This is a genomic window from Collinsella tanakaei, from assembly GCF_021531055.1.
GTDB lineage: Bacteria > Actinomycetota > Coriobacteriia > Coriobacteriales > Coriobacteriaceae > Collinsella > Collinsella tanakaei_B.
In genome coordinates this window covers 1-24,520 of record NZ_JADYTL010000003.1, presented here as the reverse complement: position 1 = coordinate 24,520, position 24,520 = coordinate 1, and the positions used below count along the sequence as shown (strand labels likewise).

The following is a 24,520-nucleotide window of genomic DNA, read 5'->3' as shown; positions in this document are numbered from 1 at the left end:
GGATACATTGCGAAGTTATATTTGAGCTATGGGCAAAAGTGTAGAACAATCGAATATGACAAGATGCCGTACGGCAAAGTCGGACGGGTAGCGGCAGCTCTACCTGTTTCGCCTCGCTGTCCGGCATCTTTTCATGTGGAAAACGTCGGACGTGCTTTCACGCCGTTCGTGCCCATGGGGTTGTTTCACGTACAGGCTTCTACATGAGACAAATCCATGGGGAAAAGAGCTATATGTGAATACGTCTGACGTGTTATCACGGATGCGTTCCGCGGGGTCGTGGTTACGCGAGGCAGCGGCGGATGAAGCGCTCGTAGATGTCGATCATGCGGTCGGTGTAGAACTCGGCGATGCCGTGGTCGGCGCCCTGCACTAGGTAGAGCTCGGTGTCCTTGCCGCATGTGCGGAGCTTTTCGAACAACTCGACGGACATCCGTGTATTGACCTTGCGGTCCTTGGTGCCGTGGGCGATGAGCACGGGCGGAATGTCGAGCTCGGGCGTGATGTAGGTCGCGACAGATCCCTTCTCGCGCAGCTCGGGATGCTCGAACAGGTCGATGTTTCCCATGAGCAGGCACTCGGGACTACCGGGTGTATGATGTTCGGGCGTGATGGGAAAAGAGTCGTCGGCGATCAGGCTCACGGCTCCGTATAGATCGATGACACCGCGGACCTCGGCAGATACGTTGGGATAGACGTTGCCGCCCGCATCCAAAAACGACGCGAACACCGCGGTATGCCCGCCAGAGGAGTTGCCCGCGAGGATCAGTTTATCGGGATCGATATCGAATTGCCCGGCGTTTGCACGAAGGAATCGGACGGCGTTCTGCGCGTCGATGATCTGCGCGGGGAACGCCGCGTCGGCGGCGGGGCGGTACTCGACTTCCGCGACGACGAAGCCGCGCGCGGCGATGCGTGCGAGTTGGGGAATCAAAGCGTACAACTTCTGCGGGCGCCATGCCGAGCCCTTGACGAACGCGACGCAGGGCAGAGGCCCCTCGATACCGTTGCGCGTGCGGGGTTTAAGCACTTGCAAGCGCAGCTCGACACCATCAGCGGAAGCGTACGGTACGTCGTGGAAATACTCGACCTCGACTTCGTCGCCTGTCGTCTCGATGAGCGTCGCGCCGTCGACCTCATCGCAAAACTCGGGAAACTCCTCGTAACTCCATGCTTTGACTTCCACGGTTACCTCCTCAAACATAGCTGATTCACGCCTGCATTATAGGGTAGCGGCAGGATGGCGATATCCATATCGTCATACGAGTTCGGCATAACGATATGGCGCCTTTCAATTGGATTGCGCCGCACCGGCCTTCCATAATGAGGGGGGGGGAACTACGAATCCTTTCCCATGTTGAGGGGGTCTTGACGATGGATGCTGTGAAGCTCTACGACGGCGGCGTGTACCTGATCGACGGTGGGCTGATCGTGCCCGAGGCGGATCCGGATGCCGTCGAGCGCATGACGGGCAGCAAGGCGGATCCTGTCGCTGCGCGTATGGGCACGATGGCCGCCCGCATCCTGCGCGCGCACGACACGTCGCGAGACGACGGCTCCCTGCGTCTTCGCTTCGACGCGCTTACCTCGCCGGACAACGCGTTCGTGAACATCATCCAGACCGCCCGCGCCTCGGGGCTCACGGAGTTCCCCGTGCCCTATACGCTCACCTGCTGTCACAACACGCTGTGCGCCGTGGGCGGCACCATCAACGAGGACGACCACCGCTTCGGGCTGTCCGCCGCCAAGCGCTACGGCGGCATCTTCGTGCCGCCGCACCTGGGCGTGCTGCACCAGGTGATGTGCGAGACGCAGGCGGGCTGCGGCAAGATGATCTTGGGCTCCGACTCTCACACGCGCTACGGCGCTCTGGGTACGCTCGCCATCGGCGAGGGCGGCGGCGAGCTCGTCAAACAGCTGCTCGGCAAGACCTACGATATCCCCGCACCCGAGGTCATCGCCGTGTACCTCGAGGGCAAGCCGGCGCCGTACGTGGGTCCGCAGGATATCGCTCTCGCGATCATCCGCACGGTCTTCGAGTGCGGCTATGTCAAGAACAAGGTGATGGAGTTCGTCGGTCCCGGTATCGCCAACATGACGTGCGATTACCGCAACGGCGTGGACGTCATGACGACCGAGACGGCGGCGCTGTCCTCCATCTGGGTGACCGATGACGGCACGTGGCGCTTCCTTGCCGCCCATGGGCGCGAGGACGAGTTCGCCGAGCTCAAGCCGGCGCCGGTGGCGTACTACGACGGTTGTGTGCGCGTCGACCTGTCGCAGGTGCGCCCCATGATCGCGCTGCCGTTCCACCCGAGCAGCGTCTACGCCATCGACGAGTTGTACGACGACCTGGATGGGATCCTGGCTTCCGTCGAGGCCCGCGCCGACGAGATCGCCGGGCGCGCGGGCTCGCTCGACCTGCGCGGCAAGGTGGACGCCGCCGGCTTGCACGTGCAACAGGGGAGCATCTCGGGCTGCGCGGGCGGTACGTACACGAACATCATGCAGGCGGCGCGCGCCCTGCGCGGTCACAGCTGCGGCGACGGCGAGTTCAGCCTCTCGGTGTACCCGGCGTCGATGCCGATCATGTCGGCGCTGGTCAAGCAGGGCGCCATCATGGATCTGATCCAGGCGGGCGCCGTCGTGCGCACGGCGATGTGCGGTCCGTGCTTCGGTGCGGGCGACACGCCGGCAAACAATGCGCTGTCCATCCGCCACAACACGCGCAACTTCCCCAACCGCGAGGGCTCCAAGGCGGGGCAGGGGCAGATGGCCGCGGCTGCCCTCATGGATGCCCGCTCCATCGCCGCGACGGCGGCCAACGGCGGCGTGTTGACGAGTGCCGCTGCGCTCGACTGCTGGGGCGACGTGCCCGAATACGAATACGATCCCGCGCCCTACGCGCATCGCGTGTACAACGGGTTCGGCAATCCGCTGCCCGACGAGCCGCTCGCCTACGGCCCCAACATCAAGGATTGGCCCGAGATGGAGCCGCTGGGTGAGCATGTGCTCGTGCAGGTATGCACCAAGATCCTGGACCCGGTGACCAACACCGACGAGTTCGTGCCCTCCGGCGAGGCGTCGTGCTATCGTTCCGACCCGTTCAAGCTCGCCGAGTTCACGCTTTCGGGCCGTGACCCCGAGTACGTGGAGCGCGCGAAGACGGCGCGCGGCTACGAGGAGAGGCGTCTTGCGGGACACCTCGATAAGGGATGCGCGGCGGCGTTCGCTGCGGCGAAGCGCATCACGCCCGATGCCAACGCGGTGGATATCGAGATCGGCGGCATGCTGTACGCGACCAAGCCGGGTGACGGTTCGGCCCGTGAGCAGGCGGCGAGCTGCCAGCGCGTGCTCGGCGGCCTGGTCAACGTGTGTCGCCAGTACGCGACCAAGCGCTACCGGACGAACCTCATCAACTGGGGTCTGCTGCCGTTCCGCACCGACGACGAGCTGTTGTTCGAGGTGGGGGACTGGCTGTACATCCCCGGCGTGCGCGCGGCGATCGAGGCCGGCGCGGGCGAGCTGGAGGCTCATGTGATTCGCGGCGGCGAGGTGTGCGGCACCATGACGCTGCTGCTCGATTCGATGACGAACGACGAGCGCCAGATCATCCTCGACGGCTGCCTGATCAACTACAACCGCAAAGGCTAACTGCCGGGACGGGCCTTCTGGCGGCAGGATGTGATTTCACCCCAGGGGTTTTGTTGCACCGGGTGAAATCACATCCCGTCCCCATCTGGGAAAATAGGGACAGTCCCCATTTTCCCGCGGTGTAACAAAAACCCCTGGGGTGAAAAATACATCCCGTCCCCAACTGACCCATACGTCGGCGCCTATGGCTTTTATCGGATGCTCGTATTGGAAAGGCGCCATCGCCCCTCGCATACTTGAGATGAGCGGCGTTCGCGCCGATCTTGCTAGACGGATGCGTGATCGTGAGGTGCATGATGGGCGATGAGCTGATGAAGCTGGCGGCGTTCGTGTCGCAGCTCGGTGTCGATGACGTCCCGGCCGAGGTACGCACGGCGGCTGTTCGTCGGGTGCTGGACTCCGTCGGATCGATTATCGGAGGCTCGCAGGAGGGTCAGGTCCGTGCCGTGCGTGAGCGTTGGCTCGAGGTGAACCCTGCCGGTTCGATTTCGCTTCTGGGTACCGATCGTGCGCTAGGGATCGGCCCCGCGGTGTTCCTCAACGCCCTTGCCGCCCATACACTCGAGATGGACGACGTGCATATCGGCAGCAAGACGCACATCGGCGCGGTGGTGGTGCCTGCCGCGTGGGGGACCGCTCAGCTGGTTGGTGCGTCAGGCGAGGACCTTGTGCTGGCGGTCATATGCGGCTACGAGGTGACGAGTCGCATCGGCATGGCCTTCGGGGTTTCGGCCCATCGCGCGCGAGGATGGCATGCCACCTCCACTGCCGGAACGTTCGGTGCCGCTGCCGCGGCTGCCAAACTGCTGGGGCTCGATGCGCAGACGACCGCCTACGCCCTGGGATTGGCGGGTGCCCAGAGTTTCGGTACCTGGGGCTTTCTGGGCGACGGTGCTTCCAACAAGGTGCTCAATCCCGCCCGCGCGGCGCAATCCGGCGTGGAGGCCGCGCTGCTCGCCCAAGCGGGCATGACCGGACCGGTGCACATCCTCACCGCGGAGGACGGCGGTATCCTGTCCATGATGAGCGACGCGCCCGAGGTGGAGCGTGCCACCGAGGGCCTTGGTGAGGTGTGGGAGATCTGCCGCGTCGACAGCAAGCCCTATCCCGCCTGTCGAAGCACCCATTGCGTGATCGACGGCGTGCTGGCGCTCCGGTCGGGCTGCGGGATATCGGCGCACGACGTTCGCTCGATCGACGTCGAGACCTATGAGGTCGGGTACCGGCAGTGCGCGGAAAAGGAAGGCTCGATCCATCCCGTCAACGCCGTGCAGGCCAAGTTCTCGACGCCGTTTACCGCAGCATGCGCGTTGCTGTACGGCAAGGTGACACTTGCCCAACTTGAGGCCGATGTGATTGGAGACCCCGAGCTCCGCTCGCTGATGGACAAGGTGCACGTTCGCGCGACCGAGGAGTTCACGAGCGCCTACCCCGACCATTGGGGATGCCGCGTCCGCATCACGCTGACCGATGGAACGGCGCGCGAGGTCACCGTGCCCGATGCGTCGGGTGGGGTGGCATCTCCGCTATCCGCCGAGCAGATCGAGCACAAGGCGATCGGGCTCATGGAGGGCGTGGTTGGCCTGCAGCGGGCTGAGGGCATCGTGGAGAAAGTACGGGAAATCGAGCGAGCACGGGCGATTCCGCAGCTCTAGTGCGCTGAGGGCCATTTGGGGACCCGGATGTGATTTCACCCCAGGGGTTTTGTTGCACCGGTCAGCCCTAGGGATGACCGGTGCAACAAAACCCCTGGGGTGAAATCACATCCCCAACTGACCCGTCATGCCGCGGTGGCATAGGTGCATGCGCGCTTTCAATTGGACGCACGGACGTCGAGGCCGCACTATAAGGTTGGGTAGCATCGGACTCCACGGAAAGGTATGCACCATGGGAGCATCGCTTACACGGAAGATCATCGAGTCGCATCTCGTCTCGGGCAGCATGGAGCCCGGCGAGGAGATCTTGCTGCGCGTCGACCAGACGCTCACGCACGACATCAACGCCGTCATGACCTACCTCGCTTTCGAGGCGCTCGGTCTCGACCGCGTGCGCACCGAGCTGTCGGTGTCCAACCTCGACCATAACCTCCTCTACATCGATAACAAGACGCCCGACGACCATATCTACCTGCAGTCGGCGGCCAAGCGCTTCGGCGTGTACGTGTCGCGCCCGGGCAACGGCATCTGCCACGCCATCCACACCGCGCGCTTCGCCGTGCCCGGCAAGGTGCTGTTTGGCGGCGACTCGCACACCCCGCACAGCGGTGCGGTGGGCATGCTATCGATCGGCGTGGGCGGCATGGATGTCGCCACCGCGATGGCCGGCCAGCCCATGCGCCTCGTCATGCCCAAGGTCGTGCAGGTGTACCTCACCGGCTCGCTCAAGCCCGGCGTGAACGCCAAGGACGTCATCCTGGAGATGCTGCGCCGCGTGGGCGTCAAGGGCGGTCTTGGCCGCGCGTTCGAGTACGTGGGCCCCGGCGCCGCGACCCTCGAGGTCCCCGAGCGCTGCAGCATCGCCAACATGGGCGCCGAGATGGGCGCCACCACCTCGATCTTCCCTGCCGACGAGCAGGTTCGCCGCTTCATGGCCGCCCAGGACCGCGAGGATCAGTACCTCGAGCTGCTGCCCGACGAGGACGCCGTCTACGACGAGCGCATCGAGCTCGATCTCTCCTCGCTCGAGCCGCTCATGGCCTGCCCCGCCCTGCCCGACAACGTGCACAAGCTCGACGAGGTCGAGAAGGTGCCCGTCCAGCAGGTGTTCATCGGCAGCTGCACCAACGCGAGCTACTCCGACATCGCCAAGGCGGCGCTCGTGCTGCGCGGTCACCATGTGAACGAGAACGTGAGCTGCACGTGCGCCATCCAGTCCAGGCAGGTCTACAAGCAGCTGCTGCACGACGGCTACATCGACATGCTGCTCGACGCCGGCGTGCGCCTGCTCGAGTTCGCCTGCGGCCCGTGCTGCGCCATCGGCCAGGTGCCGGCCACCGACGGCGTCGCCGTGCGCACCTCGAACCGTAACTTCCGCGGCCGTGCCGGCAGCCCGACCGCCAAGGTCTACCTTGCGAGCCCCGAGAGCGCGGCGGCCACGGCCATCGTGGGTACGTTCGCCAGCGCGCGCGACATCCTGGGCGACGAGGTCGAGCAGCTCGGCAAGATCTGCGAGCCCGATTCCTATCCCGTCGACGACAGCCTGCTCATCGAGCCGCTGCCCGCGGAGGAGGCCGAGCAGGTCGAGATCGTCCGCGGTCCCAACATCAAGTTCCTGCCGATCCCCGACGAGCCGACCCAGCACCTGTGCGTGCCCGTCTCGCTCAAGGGCGGCGACAACATCTCGACCGACGACATCACGCCCGCCTCGGCCGAGCTCTCCAGCATGCGCTCCAACATCCCGCTCATGTCCCAGTACTGCTACATGCGCTACGACCCCGAGTTCGCCGAGCGTGCACGCGAGATGGGTCAGTCCATCATCATCGCCGGCGAGAACTACGGTCAGGGCTCGAGCCGCGAGCACGCCGCCATCAACCCCATGTACCTGGGCGTGCGCTGTGTGATCGCCAAGAGCATGGCGCGCATCCACAAGGGCAACCTCATCAACCACGGCATCATCCCCATGCTGTTCGAGGACCCGGCTGCCTACGATTCCATCGAGCAGGGCGACGAGCTCGAGATCGAGGGCCTGCTCGATCAGATCCCGACGCGCCACGTGGTCGTCAAGAACAAGACGCGTCACTTCGAGTTCGCAGCGACGCTCGATCTGTCCGATGCCGAGATGGAGGTCGTGCTCGCCGGCGGCCAGCTGCGCCTGCTCAAGGCCAAGCTCGCCGAGGAGGACGCCGCGGCGAACGCGTAGGGCAGTGAGGTGTCCCGCAAGGGATGAAAGCCCTCGCCGTCGAACGTGACTTGCCCCTTTGAGGTTTCCGATCGCCATAGCCGCTCGCGATGCGCCGGGTTCAGCTGCCCGGATCCGGTGCATCGCGGGCGGCTATTGCATTTTGGTATAGGTATGCGGCGTCATATTGGCCGATAATGAAACGCAGGCAGGGTCGTATGGAGGAGGGGCGTCCGCGTGAGGGATTTCGATTGGGAGATCATCGATGAGCTGTATCGCAATCCCAACGTGTCGCGTGCTGCCGCCGCGCTCTATATGACGCAGCCGACCCTCACCAAGCGCCTGCAGCATATCGAGCGCGAGATGGGCGTCCGCATAGCCGAGCGCACGCCGAAAGGGCTCGTCTTCACCCCGGAAGGGGCGTATCTGGCGGGACGCGCCGCCGAGCACAAGGCGTTCGTCGAGCAGACCAAGCGCGGCTTGGCCGAGCTTGAGCAGGAGCGTCGTCGCACGATTCGGATCGGCTCGTCCTACACGTTCAACAAATACAGCCTGTGGGGCGTGCTGGGTGGCTACACCGAGGTCGGCGACCCCGAGGTGCACTTCGACGTGGTCAACGAGCAGAGCGACACGCTGTTCCGCAAGCTGCTCGACGGCGAGGTGGACGTCGTGTTCGTGCGCGGCGATTTCGAGGGGCCCATCAAGAGCATTCTCGTCGACTGCAACCAGGCGTATCTCGTGAGTCGCGATCCGCTGGATATCGATGAGCTGCCCGAGCTCGACCGTATCGACTTCCGCACCAACGAACAGTCCGCCGAGCTGCTGCAGGCTTGGTGGCGCGAGCGCTTCGGCACGGAGATGACGCCCGGGCGCAACGTGGGCTACATCGACTTCACCTGGGAGCTCGTGGCGCAGGGGAAGGGCTATGCGTTGAGCTTCGTGCCCGAGAACTTCAAGAACAGCCGTGATCTGCACCTGACGCCGCTGTTTTACCGCGACGGTTCGCCGCTCGTGCGCCGGACGTGGTGTATCTACCTCTGTGGCAAATCGCTGCCGCCGCATATGAGCGACTTTATCGAGTACGTGAAGGACCATGTGGCCATCGGGCCGGACGAGATCAATCGGCCGCGCTGCCTGCAGCCCTAGTGATGGGTCATGTGGGGACGTGTTCCTTCCCCAGCGTCGGGAGCGTAATTTCACCCCAGGGGTTTTGTTGCACCGGGCAGCACAATGTGCTGCCCGGTGCAACAAAACCCCTGGGGTGAAATTACGCTCCCGACCCCGGACGGCCCGCCGATTCGTGCTAGAGTACGAGCGATTGGTTGAGCGAGGAAAGCGATACAGAGCATGACGCTAGATGAGCTGGAAATCGGCAAGGATGCGATCATCGCGTCGGTTGAGTCCGACGACGCGGTGCTGCGCCAGCATATCTTCGATATGGGACTCACGCCGGGCACCGAGGTCACCATGATGAAGTACGCCCCCATGGGCGACCCGATGGAGATCCGCCTGCGCGGCTACGAGCTCACCCTGCGGCGCGACGACGCGTCGCGCATCGAGCTCGTCAACATCCACGACGCACATGAGCTGCTCTATCGCAGCGCGTCGCCGGCGGCCACGGCGCATCCCGCCTTCGGCGAGGAACCCGCCTGTCCGCGCCGCGAGGGGGCGGCCCTTCCCGAGAGCGCACCCATCACCTTTGCGCTCGCCGGCAACCAGAACTGCGGCAAGACGACGCTGTTCAACCAGCTGACCGGCTCGAACCAGCATGTGGGCAACTTCCCGGGCGTCACGGTCGACCGCAAGGACGGCCAGCTCAAGAACTATCCCAACGCCACGATCACCGACCTGCCGGGCATCTACTCGCTGTCGCCGTATACGAGCGAGGAGGTGGTGAGCCGCCAGTTCATCTTGGATGAGCGGCCCGACGCCATCATCGACATCGTCGACGCGACGAACATCGAGCGCAACCTGTACCTCACGTTGCAGCTCATGGAGCTCGACCGGCCGATGGTGCTCGCCTTGAACATGATGGACGAGGTTACGGCCAACGGCGGCACGGTGGACGTCAATGCGCTCGAGGCGGCGCTCGGCATCCCGGTCGTGCCGATCTCGGCCGCCAAGAACGAGGGCATCGGCGAGCTCACCGAGCATGCGATCCACGTGGCGCGCTATCGCGAGCATCCGGGGCGCATCGACTTCTGCGCCGCAGACGGCGCGGACGGCGGCGCGCTGCATCGCTGCATCCACGGCCTCATCCACCTCATCACCGATCACGCCGAGGCGGCGCACATCCCGGTGCGCTTCGCCGCGACCAAGCTGATCGAGGGCGACCGACTCGTCATCGACGCGCTCGCGCTCGATCAAAACGAGCTCGACGCCGTCGAGCACATCATCTCCCAGATGGAGGATGAGTCCGGCACCGACCGCATGGCGGCGCTCGCCGACATGCGCTTCTCCTTCATCGAGCAGGTGTGCGGCGCGTGCGTGGTCAAGCCGCGCGAGAGCCGCGAGCACCTGCGCTCCGTGGCGGCCGATCGCGTGCTCACCGGTAAGTACACCGCCATCCCGGTGTTCATCGGCATCATGGCGCTTGTGTTCTGGCTGACGTTCGACGTGATCGGCCAGCGCCTGTCCGACCTGCTCGAGATCGCCATCGGCGAGTTCACCGCCGTGGTGGACGCGGCGCTTGGCGACTTCGGTGTGAACCCCGTGGTGCACTCGCTCGTGATCGACGGCGTGTTCGCGGGCGTGGGCAGCGTGCTGTCGTTTTTGCCGATCATCGTCGTGCTGTTCTTGCTGCTGTCGATCCTCGAGGATTCCGGCTACATGGCGCGCGTCGCGTTCGTCATGGACAAGATCTTGCGCAAGCTGGGCCTTTCGGGTCGCAGCTTCGTGCCCATGCTGATCGGCTTCGGCTGCAGCGTGCCGGCCATCATGGCCACGCGCACGCTGCCCTCCGAGCACGACCGCAAGATGACGGCCATGCTCACGCCGTTCATGAGCTGCTCGGCAAAGCTCCCCGTGTACGCGCTGTTCTCGGCGGCGTTCTTCCCGCAGCATGCGCCGCTCGTCATGATCTCGCTGTACATCATGGGTATGGTCGTGGGTGTGCTCGTGGCGCTCGTGCTCAAGCGCACCGCCTTCCGCGGCGACCCGGTTCCGTTCGTGATGGAGCTGCCCAACTACCGCCTGCCGAGCGCCAAGACCACCCTGCTGCTGGCGTGGGACAAGGCCAAGGGCTTTGCGACGAAGGCGTTCACCATCATCTTCGTGGCGAGCGTCATCATCTGGTTCTTGCAGACGTTCGATATCCGATTCAACGTGGTGTCCGACCAGGCCGACAGCATGCTCGCCGCACTCGGCACGCTGATCGCCCCTGTGTTCGCGCCGCTCGGCTTTGGCAACTGGACCTCCGCCGCGGCCCTCGTGGCGGGCTTCGGGGCCAAGGAGAACGTGGTCGCCACCTTGACTGTGCTCATGGGCGGTTCGACCTCCGGGCTCGCGCAGCTGTTCACCCCGCTGACCGCCTACGTGTTCCTGACGTTCACGCTGCTCTACACGCCCTGCGTGGCCGCGATCTCGGCCGTGCGCAACGAGCTGGGGCGCCGCTACGCGCTCATCGTCGTGGTCATGCAGTGCGGCGTCGCCTGGATCGTGGCGTTCGCGGTGCACGCGATCGGCATGATGCTCGGGATGGCGTAAGGCGGATGGGAATAGCGGTTTACGGTTCGGTTTTAGGGCGACCTTCCGAGTAGCCGGATTTTGGGCGCTCCTCTGACCAGCGGGTTCGCTGGAGTGAAGGGTGCGGCTACTCAAGGGACCCGGCTAAAATCGAACCGTAAACGCGTTTTTTGATTTGCCTGGCTCGTGTACGCGCGAAACCTGCCCCATAGAAGGGCGAAACGGGTCCAAGGATACCGAAAACTACTCGGAAACCTCCACTTGGCAGCTGCGCATGGTGGTCAGCGCTGCCTCGTGCGCGGCGGGGGTGACGCCGGCGCAGAGATGCGCCTGCGTGCGCACGGGGATCTCGGGGAAATGCGCCTTGATGAGCAGGGCGTTGCTCACCACGCAGATATCGGTGCACAGGCCGATGACCTCGATGGAGTCGATGGGCTCCTCGTCGTTGCGCTGGGCGAGCCACCACACGAGTTCGACCGAGCCGAACGTGGGCTTATCGAACACGGGTGCCTGACGGTCGGCGCGCACGGCTTCGAGTGCGGGAACGAGCTGCCAGCCCGGGGTGTCGCGGATGCAGTGCTCGACCGGCAGGTTGCGGCCTTCCTGGGTTTTGAGGTAGTCCGCCTCGTGGGTGTCGCGCGTGAACACGACGGTGCCCTCGAAAGCGCGGGCGTACGCGGCGACGTCATCGACGATTGCCTGCGCCTCCGGTGTGCCCAGCGCACCGTCGACGAAATCCTTCTGCATATCGATGGCGACGAGATAGTTGTTGGCCATAGGGTGCCTCCTGTCGGTGCGGAGATGCGGATTTCGCATTGATGATACCCCGCGGCGAAATTCTGGGGAAGTTCAATTTAATCTATGCTAGACTTCGTTACATTGAACTTTGAACTTTCTGCACCCGTCAAAAGTTCAAACTCGATACGAAATTGAACTTCTGGAGATGAGATGGCCCATCAGATATTCGCCGAACGACTCAAAGCCGCCATGGCCGATCATCGCCTCAAGCAGGCCGATATGGTCAAGGCGGCTTCCGAACTCGGCGGTAAATTGGGAAAAAGCCAGATCAGCCAATATGTGAGCGGCAAGACCATGCCGCGTGCCGACGTCGTGGCCCTGCTGTCGCAGATTCTCGGTGTCGATGCCGCATGGCTCACGGGCGAGTCGGATCTGCCCCATGCCGCCGCGCACGAGGTCGCCGATGGCTCGGACCTGCTTGCCGGCATGCGAGCTAGCGCGCGGCATGAGGCCGCTTCCCCCCGTTCGACCGCAGCGCAACAGCCGGCGCACGACCGGCATGACATCAAAAGGAGCACATACATGCGCGAATTCAAGAAATCCTCCAAGCTCGACAACGTCCTGTACGACGTCCGCGGTCCCATCACCGATGAGGCGGCCCGCATGGAAGCCGACGGCCAGCGCATCCTCAAGCTGAACATCGGCAACACGGCGCCGTTCGGGTTCCGCGCTCCGGAGGAAGTCATCCAGGACATGCGCCATCAGCTGACCGAGTGCGAGGGCTATTCCGAGGCTCGCGGCCTGTTCAGCGCCCGCAAGGCCATCATGCAGTACGCGCAGCTCAAGAACATCCCCAACGTGAGCATGGACGGCATCTACACCGGCAACGGCGTGTCCGAGCTCATCCAGCTGTGCATGAACGCGCTGCTCGACAACGGCGACGAGATCCTCATCCCCATGCCCGACTACCCGCTGTGGAGCGCCTGCGCTGCGCTCGCCGGCGGCACGCCGGTGCACTACGTCTGCGACGAGCAGGCCGAGTGGAACCCCGACCTCGCCGACATCGAGTCCAAGATCACGAGCCGCACCAAGGCGATCGTCATCATCAACCCCAACAACCCGACCGGTGCGCTGTATCCGCGCGAGCTGCTCGAGCAGATCGTCGAGATCGCCCGTAAGCACCAGCTCATGATCTTCTCCGACGAGATCTACGACCGCCTGGTCATGGACGGCCTGGAGCACGTCTCGACCGCCTCGCTGGCACCCGACGTTCCGTGCGTCACCTTCTCGGGTCTGTCCAAGTCGCACATGGCCTGCGGTTTCCGTATCGGCTGGATGATCTTGTCGGGCAACAAGAACTGCATGAAGGACTTCATCTACGGTGTCAACATGCTGTCCAACATGCGCTTGTGCTCCAACGTGCCCGGTCAGTCCATCGTCCAGACCGCGCTGGGTGGCTACCAGAGCGTCAAGAGCTACGTGGAGCCCGGCGGCCGCGTCTACGAGCAGCGCAACTTCATCTACGAGGCGCTCAACGAGATCGACGGCGTCACCGCGGTGAAGCCCAAGGCGGCGTTCTACATCTTCCCCAAGCTCGACGTCAAGAAGTTCAACATCACGAGCGACGAGCAGTTCGCGCTCGACCTGCTGCACGAGAAGCGCATCCTCATCACGCGCGGCGGCGGCTTCGCCTGGCCGGAGCCCGACCACTTCCGCATTGTGTTCCTGCCGCGCATGGGCGTGCTGCGCGACGCCGTGCGCGAGCTGGCGGACTTCCTGTCCACGTACCGTCAGGCGTAAGGCGGAAGGGTCCGTTGCGACATATGCCGTGAGAGCCGGCCTCGGGGCGTTCGCCACGGGGCCGGCTTTTGCGTGGGGCGGACTGACCCAATGGGCGTCATCCCGCCTTTGGCCGATGCGTGTCTCTTGAAGACGGCCCGTCCCGGCCGGGCGCGCTCGCTCGGCGCTGCTTTTGTGTTCATACGGTTTCTCGCAGCGTATGGGTGCCGGTACCTCTACACTTGCAAGCTGGCCGGAAGGCCTGTGTGAGTCGCGGCAGGAAGGATTGCCGCCTGTAGAGCGCCGAGGGCGCAGGAGGAATGCATGTCTGAGTACAGCGAGAACAACGAGAACATGATCGAGAACGAGAACGTGGAAGCGGCCGTCGAGAACGCGGCCGAGGCTGTCGTCGAGACCGAGGCCGTGTCCGAGCTGGTCGCCGACGACGAGACCGTCGAGGACGCTTCCGAGGCCGAGGTTGCCCCGGAGCAGGACGCCGAGCCCAAGACCGACGTGGCGAACCTCGACGACGAGCTGTTCGATAAGGTGAATCGCGCCGCCCGCCTGCTGCGCGGTCGTCGCGACATGATGCGCGAGGAGGCCGAGGAGGACGCCGCCCGCCTGCGCGATCTGCAGCGCGCGCTCAAGCTCCTCGAGCTCAAGCCCCGCATGGAGCAGAAGGAGATGGCCGAGCTCATGGGCATGCGCCTGCGCGAGCTCAACGCCCTCATGATCGAGGCCGAGAAGCACGACATCGTCGCCCGCATCGAGCCGGAAGAGGAGGACATGCGCAAGATCGTCGTGTTCGCCTCCGAGGATGCCGCCGAGCTGGCCGAGGCGATGGGCAACAAGCGCAAGAAGCTCATCCCGACCCTGTCCGCGGAGTCCGCGAACGAGATCCTCTCCCTGCTCGACCAGATCATCGATCCGATGGTCGCCATGGGTCTCGACGCCGACCGCGGTCCGCGCGGCGGTCGTGACGACCGTGGCCCACGCGGCGGCTTCGGTGGCCCCCGTGGCGGTCGTGACGACCGTGGTGGTCGCGGCGGCTTTGGTGGCCCGCGTGGTGACCGCGGCGGTCGCGGCGGCTTCGGTGGCCCCCGCGGCGGTCGTGACGACCGTGGCCCGCGTGGCGGCTTCGGCGGTCCCCGCGGTGACCGTGGCCCGCGCGGCGACTTCGGCCCCCGTGGCGGTCGCGGCCGTGACGACCGTGGTGGTCGCGGCGGCTTCAGCGGCAACCACCGTGGTGGTCGCTTCTAAGCATTCCGTCTGCGCGTCATAGCGATATGCGAAACCCGATCGGCTCCGCACCGGTCGGGTTTTTGCGTGGGCGGGAAAATAGGGACAGTCCCCATTTTCCCGCGATGTAATAAAACCCTGGGGTTATTTTACGTTCTTCCCATGCGCAAACAGAACGGCCCGGAACCGCATGCAGTTCCGGGTCGTGGGTGGGAAAATAGGGACTGTCCCTATTTTCCCGCGCTATGCGGTCGCTGCGGTGCTGTCGATACGGCCGGAGTCCTCGGGCGTGATGGTCATGCTCTCAAAGCGGTGCGCCATGTAGGCGTCGTCGAAGTGCTCGGCATAGAACGCCTCGACCGGGGTCGTGCCCGCCACGCCGGACAGACGCTCGAACCAGCAGTCGAGCGCCTGCAGCGTCATGACGCCGTTGACGAGCATGAGCACGGTGCACAGGGCGGTAAAGGAGTAGCGCAGCTTCCACGGGATGATGTTGATGAGCTTGAGCAGCCACGGCAGGCAGAGCTTGATCCACACGAAGCCGAGCGCGCCCCACATGCACATAAACAAAGTGCTCGTGCGCCCTCCGAACAGCGTGGCCACGGGATCGGGGAACAGCCCGAAGATCGTGGAGCCCGAGTAATCCCACGCCACGGCGCCAAAGCCGGTCTGCATGAACCAGCTCACGGCCGCCTCGAACAGGCCGCCGATAATGGCGGACACCACGAAGATGATGACGGGGCTGGCCTTGTAGAAGCGGTTGAGCGCCACGGTCATGAGCACGGCACCGAAGCCGTAAATGGGGGAGAACGGGCCGAACAGCATGCCGGCGCGATCCTGATATACGCCCGGCTCGACGACGACCATGTGGTAGATGGTCTCGATGATCAGACCGAGCACGCAGCAGACCACGAACACCCAGAACAGATTGAAGAAGTTGAGCTCGATGTAGCCCTTGCCTTCGAGGTCGCGTCCGAGCATGCCCATGCGCGCCGCCTGGCGATCGGTCAGATCGCGTGCGGTGCGCTCGAGATGGCGCTCGTGGCGCAGCGTCGGGTCGACGGTCACCGACAGGGTGAGCAGGATGACGAGCTGGATGGCGTCGGGGATGAGGTTCGTGCCGATGCCCTCGAGCATGATGCGCAGAAGGATCTGCACGAGCGTGGTCGCGATGAGCGCATAGGACCAACGCGCGGCATTGCGGCGGCGATCCTTGAGCAGCGAATGGCCGAAGATGATCAGCGCGATGCCGTTACCGAGCGTGACGACGATCGAGATCGCGAGCAGCACGACAGGCAGGGTCGGGTCGGTGCCGACAGCGATAAGCTCGGGATTCGTCTGCAGCGCCCACATGACCATCGCGCCGAAGATGAAGATCATCGGGACGGTGACGATGCCGTCGGCCATGCAGAGGAAGCCGTAGATCTTCAGAATGAGCGGGATTTCCTTCGTGGAATTCGCGGTGGCGCCCTGGGCGGCCCCCTTGCCGCCAGACGGGGTGATATCGGTCATGAGCGATCCTTTATCCGCAGGTTAAGCATGCAAACTATAAAAGTGTACCGTATCGGGGGATGACGTTCGCGAACCATACGGATAACCCACGCCGATCGTCAACCATTTCGTTGACGATCTTCTGTTCTCTTTGACGAGGAAACGGCCTCCCGATACGATTACGCGGTTTTGCGAAAGGCGCTTATCTTCTGTCATGCCTTTCACCGGGCCCAAGAGGTCCGAAAACACGGGAAAGGGAGAGAAACATATGTCGTCGAATCGTCGAATCGTTCAGGGCACCGGTCTGTTCTATCTGGTGTTCGGCATCATCGCGCTGATAACGGCTGCCGTCATGTTCTTCGGGGCACCGCTTGCCGAGTCCAGCATGGAAGACGGTACCGAGATCGCCATGATGTTCGGCATCATCCTCGCCATCATCGGCCTGTTCATGGTCGTCGCCGGCATCATCGGCCTGCGCGCCGCCAAGCACGACAACCTGCTCAAGCCCTTCATCTACATTTCCGCCTTCATCGTCGTGTTGAACCTCAGCGAGATCGGCCTCACGTTCACGAGCGGCGAGGGTGGTTCGATTTACATGAACCTCATCTACGCTGTATTCTCCTTCGTGGCGATCGTCGCCGCCTCGCGCGTTCTGAACGGCGACAAGTAGTCTGATATCGATGGCCGAAAGCCGCGCGGTTGTCCGAATCCGTAACGGCGCCTGCCCGCATTGATGTGCGGGCAGGCGCCGTTCTTCATGAGGAAGCGGCCTTATCATCAATACCTGGTTGACGAATGTCGTCTCGCCATCATCCCGAATCTTGCAAGAGACGTATTCTTAAGGGAAAATACCGGATTTCTGGCGATACGCCGAGATCCGCTGTTCCTCAGCCGTAAGCGCACGTGTCATGTTGGGATTGAGGCATGAACATCCGCCAGCTTCAGTATTTCTACCTCGCTGCCTGTTACGGCAGCTTTTCCGAGGCCGCTCGCGCCGAGGACGTTTCGGTCCAAGCGGTATCCAAGGCCATCATCGAGCTTGAGGAAGAGCTGGGGCGATCCTTGTTTTTCCGTGAGGGAAGAAGTATTTCCCTCACGGGATTTGGCAAAGCGATGGTCGGTCCTGCTCGTGAGGCGGTTGCGAGCTTCGATGCAGTGGGCAGGGCGGCGGAATCGTATGGCATGGCTGATGGCGACGCGTCGCAGCAGATCCTCCGTATCGTGCTCGTATCGCCCCCCTTTGCAAAATACGAGCTGGTGTGCAGCGCGCTTTCGCAGCTGATTTCCCACATGATCGGCACGAAGACCCATATTGCAATCGGCAGGGGAGCCGATGCGCTGGCCGATCTGCGTGCCGGCAACATCGACGCACTCATTACGATCGGTGCTTTTTCGAATCCCCGTTGTGTCACCCGCGCGCTCGGCAACGTATCGGTCGGTGCCTTCATGGGCAAGAAGCATCCTCTTCGCCGCAATCGCCTTGTGAGCTTTGATGACCTGGAGCCCTATCCGGTCCTGTTCAATAAAGACATCGATTCATTTAACGATACGATTCTGTCCGCGTGTCAACGCAACGGCCTCAGCTCGGATGTGGTGGAGATCGAAACCGACGCCGAGGTTGCCGATTTCCTCGAGTATCGGAACGGCTACGTGCTGGGAGTTTATCTCAAGGCGCTCGATATCAAACCGCTCGCCGCCATGCACAAGATCGATCCCGCAGATGCTCCTCCGATTCCCATATGCGTGGTGACGCTCAGGGGTAAGCAAGGCGAGAAGTACGAACGTCTCGATCGCTTTGTTTCCAGGGAGTTTTCCCTGCTTAAAAGGATGTTCAACGAGTAAGGGCGTCCCTGATCGACAAATCGGCCGCATACCATCGGCACAGTATCGCTGCACCACGGACGATTCGACACGAAAAGGACCTTGGAACCAATGCGGTTCCAGGGTCCTTTCAGCATACGGTGCCGGACGGCGTCGCCCTAGCGACGATCGGTATCGTTGAAGTCGTCGAAGTCCTCGTTCTCGTCCACGTATGCCTTGAAGGCTTCCTTTTGCTCCGCATTGAACTTGTCGGCAGCGGCCTTCTCGGCGGCGGTGGCCTTCTTGAACTTGATCGGTTGGTTGACCACGACCTGCGGGAACGGGATGGAGATGTCGTACTTGTCGAATAGCAGTTTCATCTCGCGATTCAGATCGCTGGTGAGCACGACGCGGTCCTTCTCGGCGCACTCGGCCACGATCTTGATGTTGACCGAGTTGTCGGCGAGTATCGTGACGCCCTTGTAGAACGGGCCGTCGACGATGGCCGGGAGGCGGTCCTTGATGTTGGGCAGCTCCTTGGCCAGGATGTTCTCCACGCGCTCCAGGCTCTCGCCGTACTCGATGCCGACCTCGACGGCGGCGAACGAATGCTCCTTGGTCATGTTGACCACGTTGGAGATGTTGGAGTTGCGCAGCACGAGGATGTTGCCCGAGCCGTCGTTGATCTTGGTCGTGCGAACGCCGATCTCCATGACGGTGCCGCGCTGGCCGCCGACCTGGATGATGTCGCCGACGCGGAACTCGCCCTCGAAGATGATGAACAGACCGGCGATGATGTCGGACACGATACCCTGGGCACCGAGCGAGACGGCGAAGGTCAGAAGACCGGCAGAGGCGAGCAGCGGGGCGGTATCGACGCCGAGCAGGCCCAGGCACCAGTACAGGATGCCGATCATGGCGGCGTACTTGACGATGCTCACGCCGAGACGACACATGGTCACGCCGCGGGCATCGAGCACGCTCGAGATCATCTGCAGGATCTTTTGGATGATGGCCGAGATGGTCAGCGCCTCGCAAGCGAACATGAGGCTCGCCGTGATGGCGAAGATGTTGAGGCCGCGCTCCCACGACCCGCCGAGGATGTAGGAGAACAGGGAGTCCTCGCCGAAGACGACATCCTTGAAGATGATCGCCAGGAACACGATGATGACCGCGGCGCTGCCGAACCAGCGCAGCACCTTGCCGACCTTCTGCTCGGGCGTCATCTCGTCCCAGTTGAAGGAGCGGTTCAGCCAGCGGCTGGCAGCGGACTCGGAGCGCACCGTGCGGTCGCCGACGTTCACGTTGACGATGCGGCTGCTGTCACGGTTCCCCTCGGGTTCGTTCCCTTCGGCGGTCTGCTTCTCCGCGGACATGGTGGTGTCGAAGGTGAGCAGGCAGAACACGATCGCCAGGCACACGAGGGCGACGACGCCGGTGGTGATGGTCAGCGGGACGCGCTCGTTCATGAGCGCGCCCTCGGTGCCGGCGACGAACACGTAGTAGTCGCTCGTCTCGGTAGCGGAGGCGTAGTACTGCTTGCCGTTGATGGTGATGTAGTCGCTGAAGCCGTCCTTGAGCTCGTCTTCGGCCATGCCGCAATCGGTGGCCTTCTTGCCGACCATGTTGTCGTCCGGATAGTAGGCGAAGGTGCCGTCGGACTTGTTGATCGCGAACGCGAAGCCGTCGACACCGGCCTGCACGCCGTCCAGGACGTTGTCGATCTGGACGCTCTCGAGCAGGTTCTCGAGGCGCGTCGGGCGGATGTCCAGCTGCACGAAGCCGGTGAGTTCGCCTTCCTTGTCGTGCGTGGTCACGCCGATATACTGGCGCAGCTCCTCGGAGACCTCGTCGGGCTGCAGCTCCTGGACGAGGTACTCCACGCCCTGCAGCAGCTTGCGAAACTCATAGGACTGCTCTTCGGGATCCTCGGACAGCGTGAAGTTGGTGAAGCTGGAGTTGGTGGCGGTCATGACGCCCCGGTCATCCAACGTGAAGACGTATTGGATTTGGAGGGCGTCGGCGAGCTCCTGGAGCTTCTCGCGGGTGGCGAGCTCGGGGTTGTTGTCGATGATGTAGGCGGCGACCTTGGCCTTGGACAGGTAGCGCTCGCCGTACTGCTCGGTCAGCTCGTCGGCGCGCTGCTGGCTGCGCTTGATGGTCGAGGCGATCTGGTCGACGCGTCCGTTGTTGGTGAGCGACTGCGAGGACAGCGCGAACAGGGTCTGCATGTAGAACGAGACCACGAGCACGCAGATGAAACCGACGATCGAGAGTACGGCGGCCTTGCCGGCGACGGAGCGGTTGAAGCGGAAGGCGCCGTGGTCGACATAGCGCGCCTCGTATTCCTCGTCGTTCTCGTGACGGGCTTCGTCGCGCAGCACGAAGACGCCGTAGAGGGCGACGGCGGCGATGACGTTGAAGAACACGAACAGGATGACGCCGACCGTGACGCTGCCGGAGGCGGCGGTGTCGGACTCCGGAACGGCGGAGATATAGTAGGTATCACCCTGGAGCATGACGCGGCAGAACAGCTCCTCGCCGTCGGTCTTCATGGTCCCGGTGTTGCCGTCCTCGAGGTCGGGGATATTGAAGCCGGCGTCGATCGCGTCGGCGCCGATCAGGTCCTCGTCAGGGTGATAGGAGATGACCAAATCCTTGGCAGAGACGGCGAACACGTAGCCATGCTGGCCGATCGAGATGTTGCGCAGCACGCTCGCGGTAGAGCCGGTCGCCTCGACGAGCTCGCGCAGCTCGGCGGGGTTCTGCTCGACGATCACCATGGTGTCGTCATCGATGCGGGCGGCGTAGTAGCGCATGAGCCAGTCCTGGTCGGGCAGCTCGATCTCGACGGCGGCGGAGGGCTCGTGCGTGCGGAAGGTGTCGCGCAGCGCATTGAAGCGCGCGTAGGTGAAGTCGGCCTTCGTCTCGCCGGACTGTGCGAGGACCTTGCCGTCGCGGTCGGTGACGAACAGGTTGTCGACGCCGAGCAGCTCGCGCAGCTCGACCATCTTGGCGTCGGTCTCGGCATAGCCGGTGTCGTTTTGCGCCATATAGGCGACCTGCGCGGCCTTGGACTGGTAGATGGCGTCGAACTGCTCGGTGTTCTGCACGGTCTCCTCGTCTGCCCCGGCGAGCAGGCGTTCGAGCTCGACGGTCTCCTGTTTCATCTCCTCGTCGTAATTACCGTGGCTGAGCGAGCTTTGCATGTTGGTGAGCAGGGCGCCCATGACGATGATGCTGGCTGCGACGACGATCAGCAGTGCGGTGATTTTCGCTTTCAGGTGTTTTGAAATGCTGGCGTCCCCTAGTTCCACTTGTCGATGAGCGTGTCGATGGTGCCGTCGTCGAGCATGCCCTAGATGGCGTCGGCGACCTTGGGCGAAAGATCGGAGCCCTTCTGCGTGGCGACGCCGAAGGACTGCTCCTCGACCACGAAGTCATCGAGGATGTGGCGCTCGTCGTTCATGTAGGTCTGCGCGATGGCGCCGTCGAGCACCATGGCGTCGACCTCACCTTCCTCGAGCGCGTCGGAAAGCTCCTGGTAGGAGGGGTACTTGGACCAGACGCCAGGATCGAACTGCACGTCGCTGTTGTCCTCGTTGGCCGAGCGGACCTCGCCGTCGGAGAAGCCGATCTCGTAGAGTTTGATGCTCAGCAGCGGGGCGGCGTTGGCGCCGCTCATGGTGCCGAACGTGCAGCCCTTGAGGTCCTCGATCGTCTCGAACAGCGACGAGTTCTGGACGACGGCGATGACCTTGTCATCGTAGTAGGCGGGGCAGAAGTCGAAGTTCTCGAGGCGGGTCTCGGCGATGGAGTAGCACGCGATGAGCGCATCGACCTTGCCTTCGAGCAGGAGCTCCTTGCGGTTGTCGGGCAGAACGGTCGTGAACTCGACATTCTTGTAGCCCAAGCGGCTTGCGAGCTCGTTAGCGATGTCGATCTAGAGGCCGTAGTACTTGCCGGTCTTCTCGTTGAGATAGCCGAACCCGACGATGTCGGCGCGAACGCCCACGCGGAGCGTGTCGGAACTCGCCGTCGAGGACGCGGTGCCGGTGCTGCCGGCGCTGCCGGCCGAGCCGCCGGCGTCGGTGCAGCCGGCAAGACCGACGAGCGCTGCGATTCCAGCGACTGTGACAGCACCGAACTGCCTCCGTGAGATTGCTTGCATCTTCCCTCCAGTGTGCAGACGATTTCTTATCTTACAAACCGAATAATCATCTCCTCTGAGGATTGAAAATGCAGTCCTTTCCTGCGCTTTCAAGTAACGGTTGAACAGTTGTCGCATCAGCTGACAATACGGCCAAATCGCTTAACAGCCGACCGTGATTTGCTCCAGCCGGGTGGTGTGCGCCGGGCTTTCCGTTCGTGTTTCGTGTTGGGCCAAAACAAAAGGCGGCCCGGATCGCTCCGGGCCGCCCTGGCGGCACGTGATGTTGCGTGTGTTCGCGGCAGCGCTGCGGCTTAGCCGAAGTAGCGCTTCAGCAGGCCGGCGAACGCCTTGCCGTGACGGGCCTCGTCGCGGGCCATCTCGTGCACGGTGTCGTGGATGGCATCGAGGTTAGCGGCCTTGGCGCGCTTGGCAAGATCGGTCTTGCCGGCGGTGGCGCCGTTCTCGGCCTCGACGCGCATCTCGAGGTTCTTCTTGGTGGAGTCGGTCACGACCTCGCCCAGCAGCTCGGCGAACTTGGCGGCGTGCTCGGCCTCCTCGTAGGCGGCCTTCTCCCAGTACAGGCCGATCTCGGGATAGCCCTCGCGATGGGCGACGCGGGCCATGGCGAGGTACATGCCGACCTCGGAGCACTCGCCCTCGAAGTTGGCGCGCAGGTCGGCGACGATGTCCTCGGGAACCTCAGGAAGCTTGCCGACACCCACGACGTGCTCGGCGGCCCAGGTCATATCGCTGTCCATCTTGGTGAAACGGTCGCCGGAGACGCCGCACTGGGGGCACTTGAAACCCTCGGGCAGCTGATCGCCGTCGAATTCCTCAACGTAACCGCAAACGGGGCAAACGAACTTCATGATCTTCCCTTTCGATCACAGGCGAATGCGTGCGCGCCGGCCCTTCGGACCCTCTTCGGCGGGCACGCCGTACGAGTAGGATTATGACCAAATGTCAGCGGTTTAGACCAATATTGAGAATGATTCCTAAAAGTTCTCAGGACCTTCACAGTATGTTTGGTGAGGAAAACTTTCTACTCCGACGAACGCGTGCTGCTTGGTGTGAAGGGGTGGCAGCAGGTGGGGTTTCCTGCGTTTGCCGACCTGATGCCGGCGGTGGGCGGAGTGGCGCCTACCGCATCCAACAAGAGCTGCAGGAGCCGCATCCGTTGCAGATCAGGCGGCTGCCGCACTGCTCGCATTGCTCGTGGTAGACCGGTTGATAGAGGTCTTGCTCAGGGACCTCGAGGCCCAGCCGGTCGGTCATATGCCACGAGATTGCGCGGTCCTGGTAGCCCATGCCCGACTTCCATGCCTGCTGGCTTTGCAGTTTCTTGCCGCGCAGGCGGTACGTGCGTCCATCTTTGATGAAGACGCTGCCGGTCTCGATGAAGGCGAAGGTGACGTTTGCCGCCACGCATTCGTCGCGCAGCGAGTGTACCCAGGCAAAATCGCATGGCCGTGCGCCGCCGTAGTTCTCGCCACCGCAGATAACCTGCTCGATGCCGTGGGGCCCCAGACAGCCGGGTGAAGCGTGCTCTACGGACACGGGCCCGATGAACGGCGCGCACATGATGCCGCGGTGTTTGGCGGGCGTGGCGAGCAGAATGGGGATGCGCTCGTCGGCGCGGCGCTGGTTCTCGCAGGTGACGTTGAGCATGACGTTGTCCCAGCCGTCACCCCAGTCGGCAGGAAGGCGGGTGGCAAAACGCTCGGGTCGTTTGGTGAGGATAAAGAACCGCACGTCGGGACGTTCGCGGATGATGTCCCAGGCGGCGGTGCGCCACGGGTCGGCCTCGGGCACGAGGAAATCGGACGTCATGCAGACGCGGATGAGCTCACCCGGGCGCACCCGATACGATCCGTCACGCGTACGCTGGATGGGATAATCGAAGTTCTTGGTGCGCACGATGCGCGAGCCGTCGATGCCGCGTCGCTCGTCGTTGTAATACATGTAGCAGTTATCGCAGCCCTCGCTCACGCGCGTGCAACCGTGCCATGGGTTCCATATGAGTATTTGCCTCTTTTGATACCACCCATTATTTCGGCATGATACCGGCGGTATCGCGAACCGATACCGCCGGCGTCTCGAATGGGTACCGGAGACCCGCTTTCTACTCGGATCCGGCCCCCAGCT

17 protein-coding genes are annotated in these 24,520 nt (G+C 63.3%); 9 read left to right on the top strand and 8 right to left on the bottom strand.

What is annotated here, in order from left to right; all coding sequences use genetic code 11:
* Positions 1-283: 283 nt before the first annotated feature.
* Positions 284-1,186 (bottom strand): alpha/beta hydrolase fold domain-containing protein, encoded by a 903-nt coding sequence (locus I6E04_RS03740; RefSeq protein ID WP_235421830.1) that lies wholly within the window; start codon positions 1,184-1,186, stop codon positions 284-286.
* 188 nt (positions 1,187-1,374) lie between these two features.
* Here I6E04_RS03740 and I6E04_RS03735 point away from each other — a divergent pair, with 188 nt between their 5' ends.
* From I6E04_RS03735 to feoB, 5 genes are all read left to right on the top strand, one after another.
* A complete protein-coding gene (locus I6E04_RS03735) occupies positions 1,375-3,654 on the top strand; it encodes a hydratase (RefSeq protein ID WP_235421829.1) in 2,280 nt (759 codons plus the stop codon).
* A 296-nt stretch (positions 3,655-3,950) separates the two neighbouring features.
* On the top strand, positions 3,951-5,309 hold the full coding sequence (locus tag I6E04_RS03730; RefSeq protein WP_235421828.1) for an MmgE/PrpD family protein: 1,359 nt from the start codon (positions 3,951-3,953) through the stop codon (positions 5,307-5,309).
* Between the two features lie 232 nt (positions 5,310-5,541).
* Positions 5,542-7,512: an aconitate hydratase gene (locus I6E04_RS03725; protein WP_235421827.1), complete on the top strand. Its 1,971-nt coding sequence runs from the start codon at positions 5,542-5,544 to the stop codon at positions 7,510-7,512.
* Positions 7,513-7,728: 216 nt separating this feature from the next.
* Positions 7,729-8,637 carry a LysR family transcriptional regulator gene (locus I6E04_RS03720; RefSeq protein WP_235421826.1) on the top strand — a complete coding sequence of 303 codons (909 nt, stop codon included), beginning with the start codon at positions 7,729-7,731 and terminating at the stop codon, positions 8,635-8,637.
* Positions 8,638-8,838: 201 nt separating this feature from the next.
* Entirely contained in the window at positions 8,839-11,196 is a 2,358-nt protein-coding gene (feoB, locus tag I6E04_RS03715) for a ferrous iron transport protein B (protein ID WP_235421825.1), read from the top strand.
* 222 nt (positions 11,197-11,418) lie between these two features.
* Here feoB and I6E04_RS03710 read toward each other — a convergent pair whose 3' ends face one another.
* Complete coding sequence (locus tag I6E04_RS03710) at positions 11,419-11,952, bottom strand: cysteine hydrolase family protein (RefSeq protein ID WP_235421824.1); 534 nt, start codon at positions 11,950-11,952, stop codon at positions 11,419-11,421.
* 171 nt (positions 11,953-12,123) lie between these two features.
* On the opposite strand from I6E04_RS03710, the gene I6E04_RS03705 reads away from it, so the two are divergent.
* Together I6E04_RS03705 and I6E04_RS03700 are read left to right on the top strand one after the other, a co-directional pair.
* Complete coding sequence (locus tag I6E04_RS03705) at positions 12,124-13,713, top strand: aminotransferase class I/II-fold pyridoxal phosphate-dependent enzyme (RefSeq protein WP_235421823.1); 1,590 nt, start codon at positions 12,124-12,126, stop codon at positions 13,711-13,713.
* A gap of 303 nt (positions 13,714-14,016) precedes the next feature.
* Entirely contained in the window at positions 14,017-14,952 is a 936-nt protein-coding gene (locus tag I6E04_RS03700) for a hypothetical protein (protein ID WP_235421822.1), read from the top strand.
* A 222-nt stretch (positions 14,953-15,174) separates the two neighbouring features.
* Here the strand turns inward: I6E04_RS03700 and I6E04_RS03695 are convergent, their stop codons facing one another.
* Complete coding sequence (locus tag I6E04_RS03695) at positions 15,175-16,443, bottom strand: putative ABC transporter permease (protein WP_235421821.1); 1,269 nt, start codon at positions 16,441-16,443, stop codon at positions 15,175-15,177.
* Between the two features lie 247 nt (positions 16,444-16,690).
* Between I6E04_RS03695 and I6E04_RS03690 the strand changes: the two genes are divergently transcribed.
* Together I6E04_RS03690 and I6E04_RS03685 are read left to right on the top strand one after the other, a co-directional pair.
* Positions 16,691-17,092 (top strand): hypothetical protein, encoded by a 402-nt coding sequence (locus I6E04_RS03690; protein WP_235421820.1) that lies wholly within the window; start codon positions 16,691-16,693, stop codon positions 17,090-17,092.
* A 254-nt stretch (positions 17,093-17,346) separates the two neighbouring features.
* Positions 17,347-18,264, top strand: a complete 918-nt coding sequence (locus I6E04_RS03685) for a LysR family transcriptional regulator (protein WP_235421819.1) — start codon at positions 17,347-17,349, stop codon at positions 18,262-18,264.
* 137 nt (positions 18,265-18,401) lie between these two features.
* Here the strand turns inward: I6E04_RS03685 and I6E04_RS09850 are convergent, their stop codons facing one another.
* From I6E04_RS09850 to I6E04_RS03660, 5 genes are all read right to left on the bottom strand, one after another.
* Positions 18,402-21,539, bottom strand: a complete 3,138-nt coding sequence (locus I6E04_RS09850) for a mechanosensitive ion channel domain-containing protein (RefSeq protein ID WP_235421818.1) — start codon at positions 21,537-21,539, stop codon at positions 18,402-18,404.
* 41 nt (positions 21,540-21,580) lie between these two features.
* The gene (locus I6E04_RS03675) at positions 21,581-22,159 is read right to left on the bottom strand and encodes a transporter substrate-binding domain-containing protein (RefSeq protein ID WP_328225422.1); all 579 of its coding nucleotides are present in this window, start codon (positions 22,157-22,159) and stop codon (positions 21,581-21,583) included.
* A 6-nt stretch (positions 22,160-22,165) separates the two neighbouring features.
* Positions 22,166-22,393: a hypothetical protein gene (locus I6E04_RS03670; RefSeq protein WP_235421816.1), complete on the bottom strand. Its 228-nt coding sequence runs from the start codon at positions 22,391-22,393 to the stop codon at positions 22,166-22,168.
* Positions 22,394-22,686: 293 nt separating this feature from the next.
* Entirely contained in the window at positions 22,687-23,244 is a 558-nt protein-coding gene (locus I6E04_RS03665) for a ferritin family protein (protein WP_239458225.1), read from the bottom strand.
* A gap of 271 nt (positions 23,245-23,515) precedes the next feature.
* The gene (locus tag I6E04_RS03660) at positions 23,516-24,394 is read right to left on the bottom strand and encodes a DUF5131 family protein (RefSeq protein ID WP_328225420.1); all 879 of its coding nucleotides are present in this window, start codon (positions 24,392-24,394) and stop codon (positions 23,516-23,518) included.
* Positions 24,395-24,520: the final 126 nt, after the last annotated feature.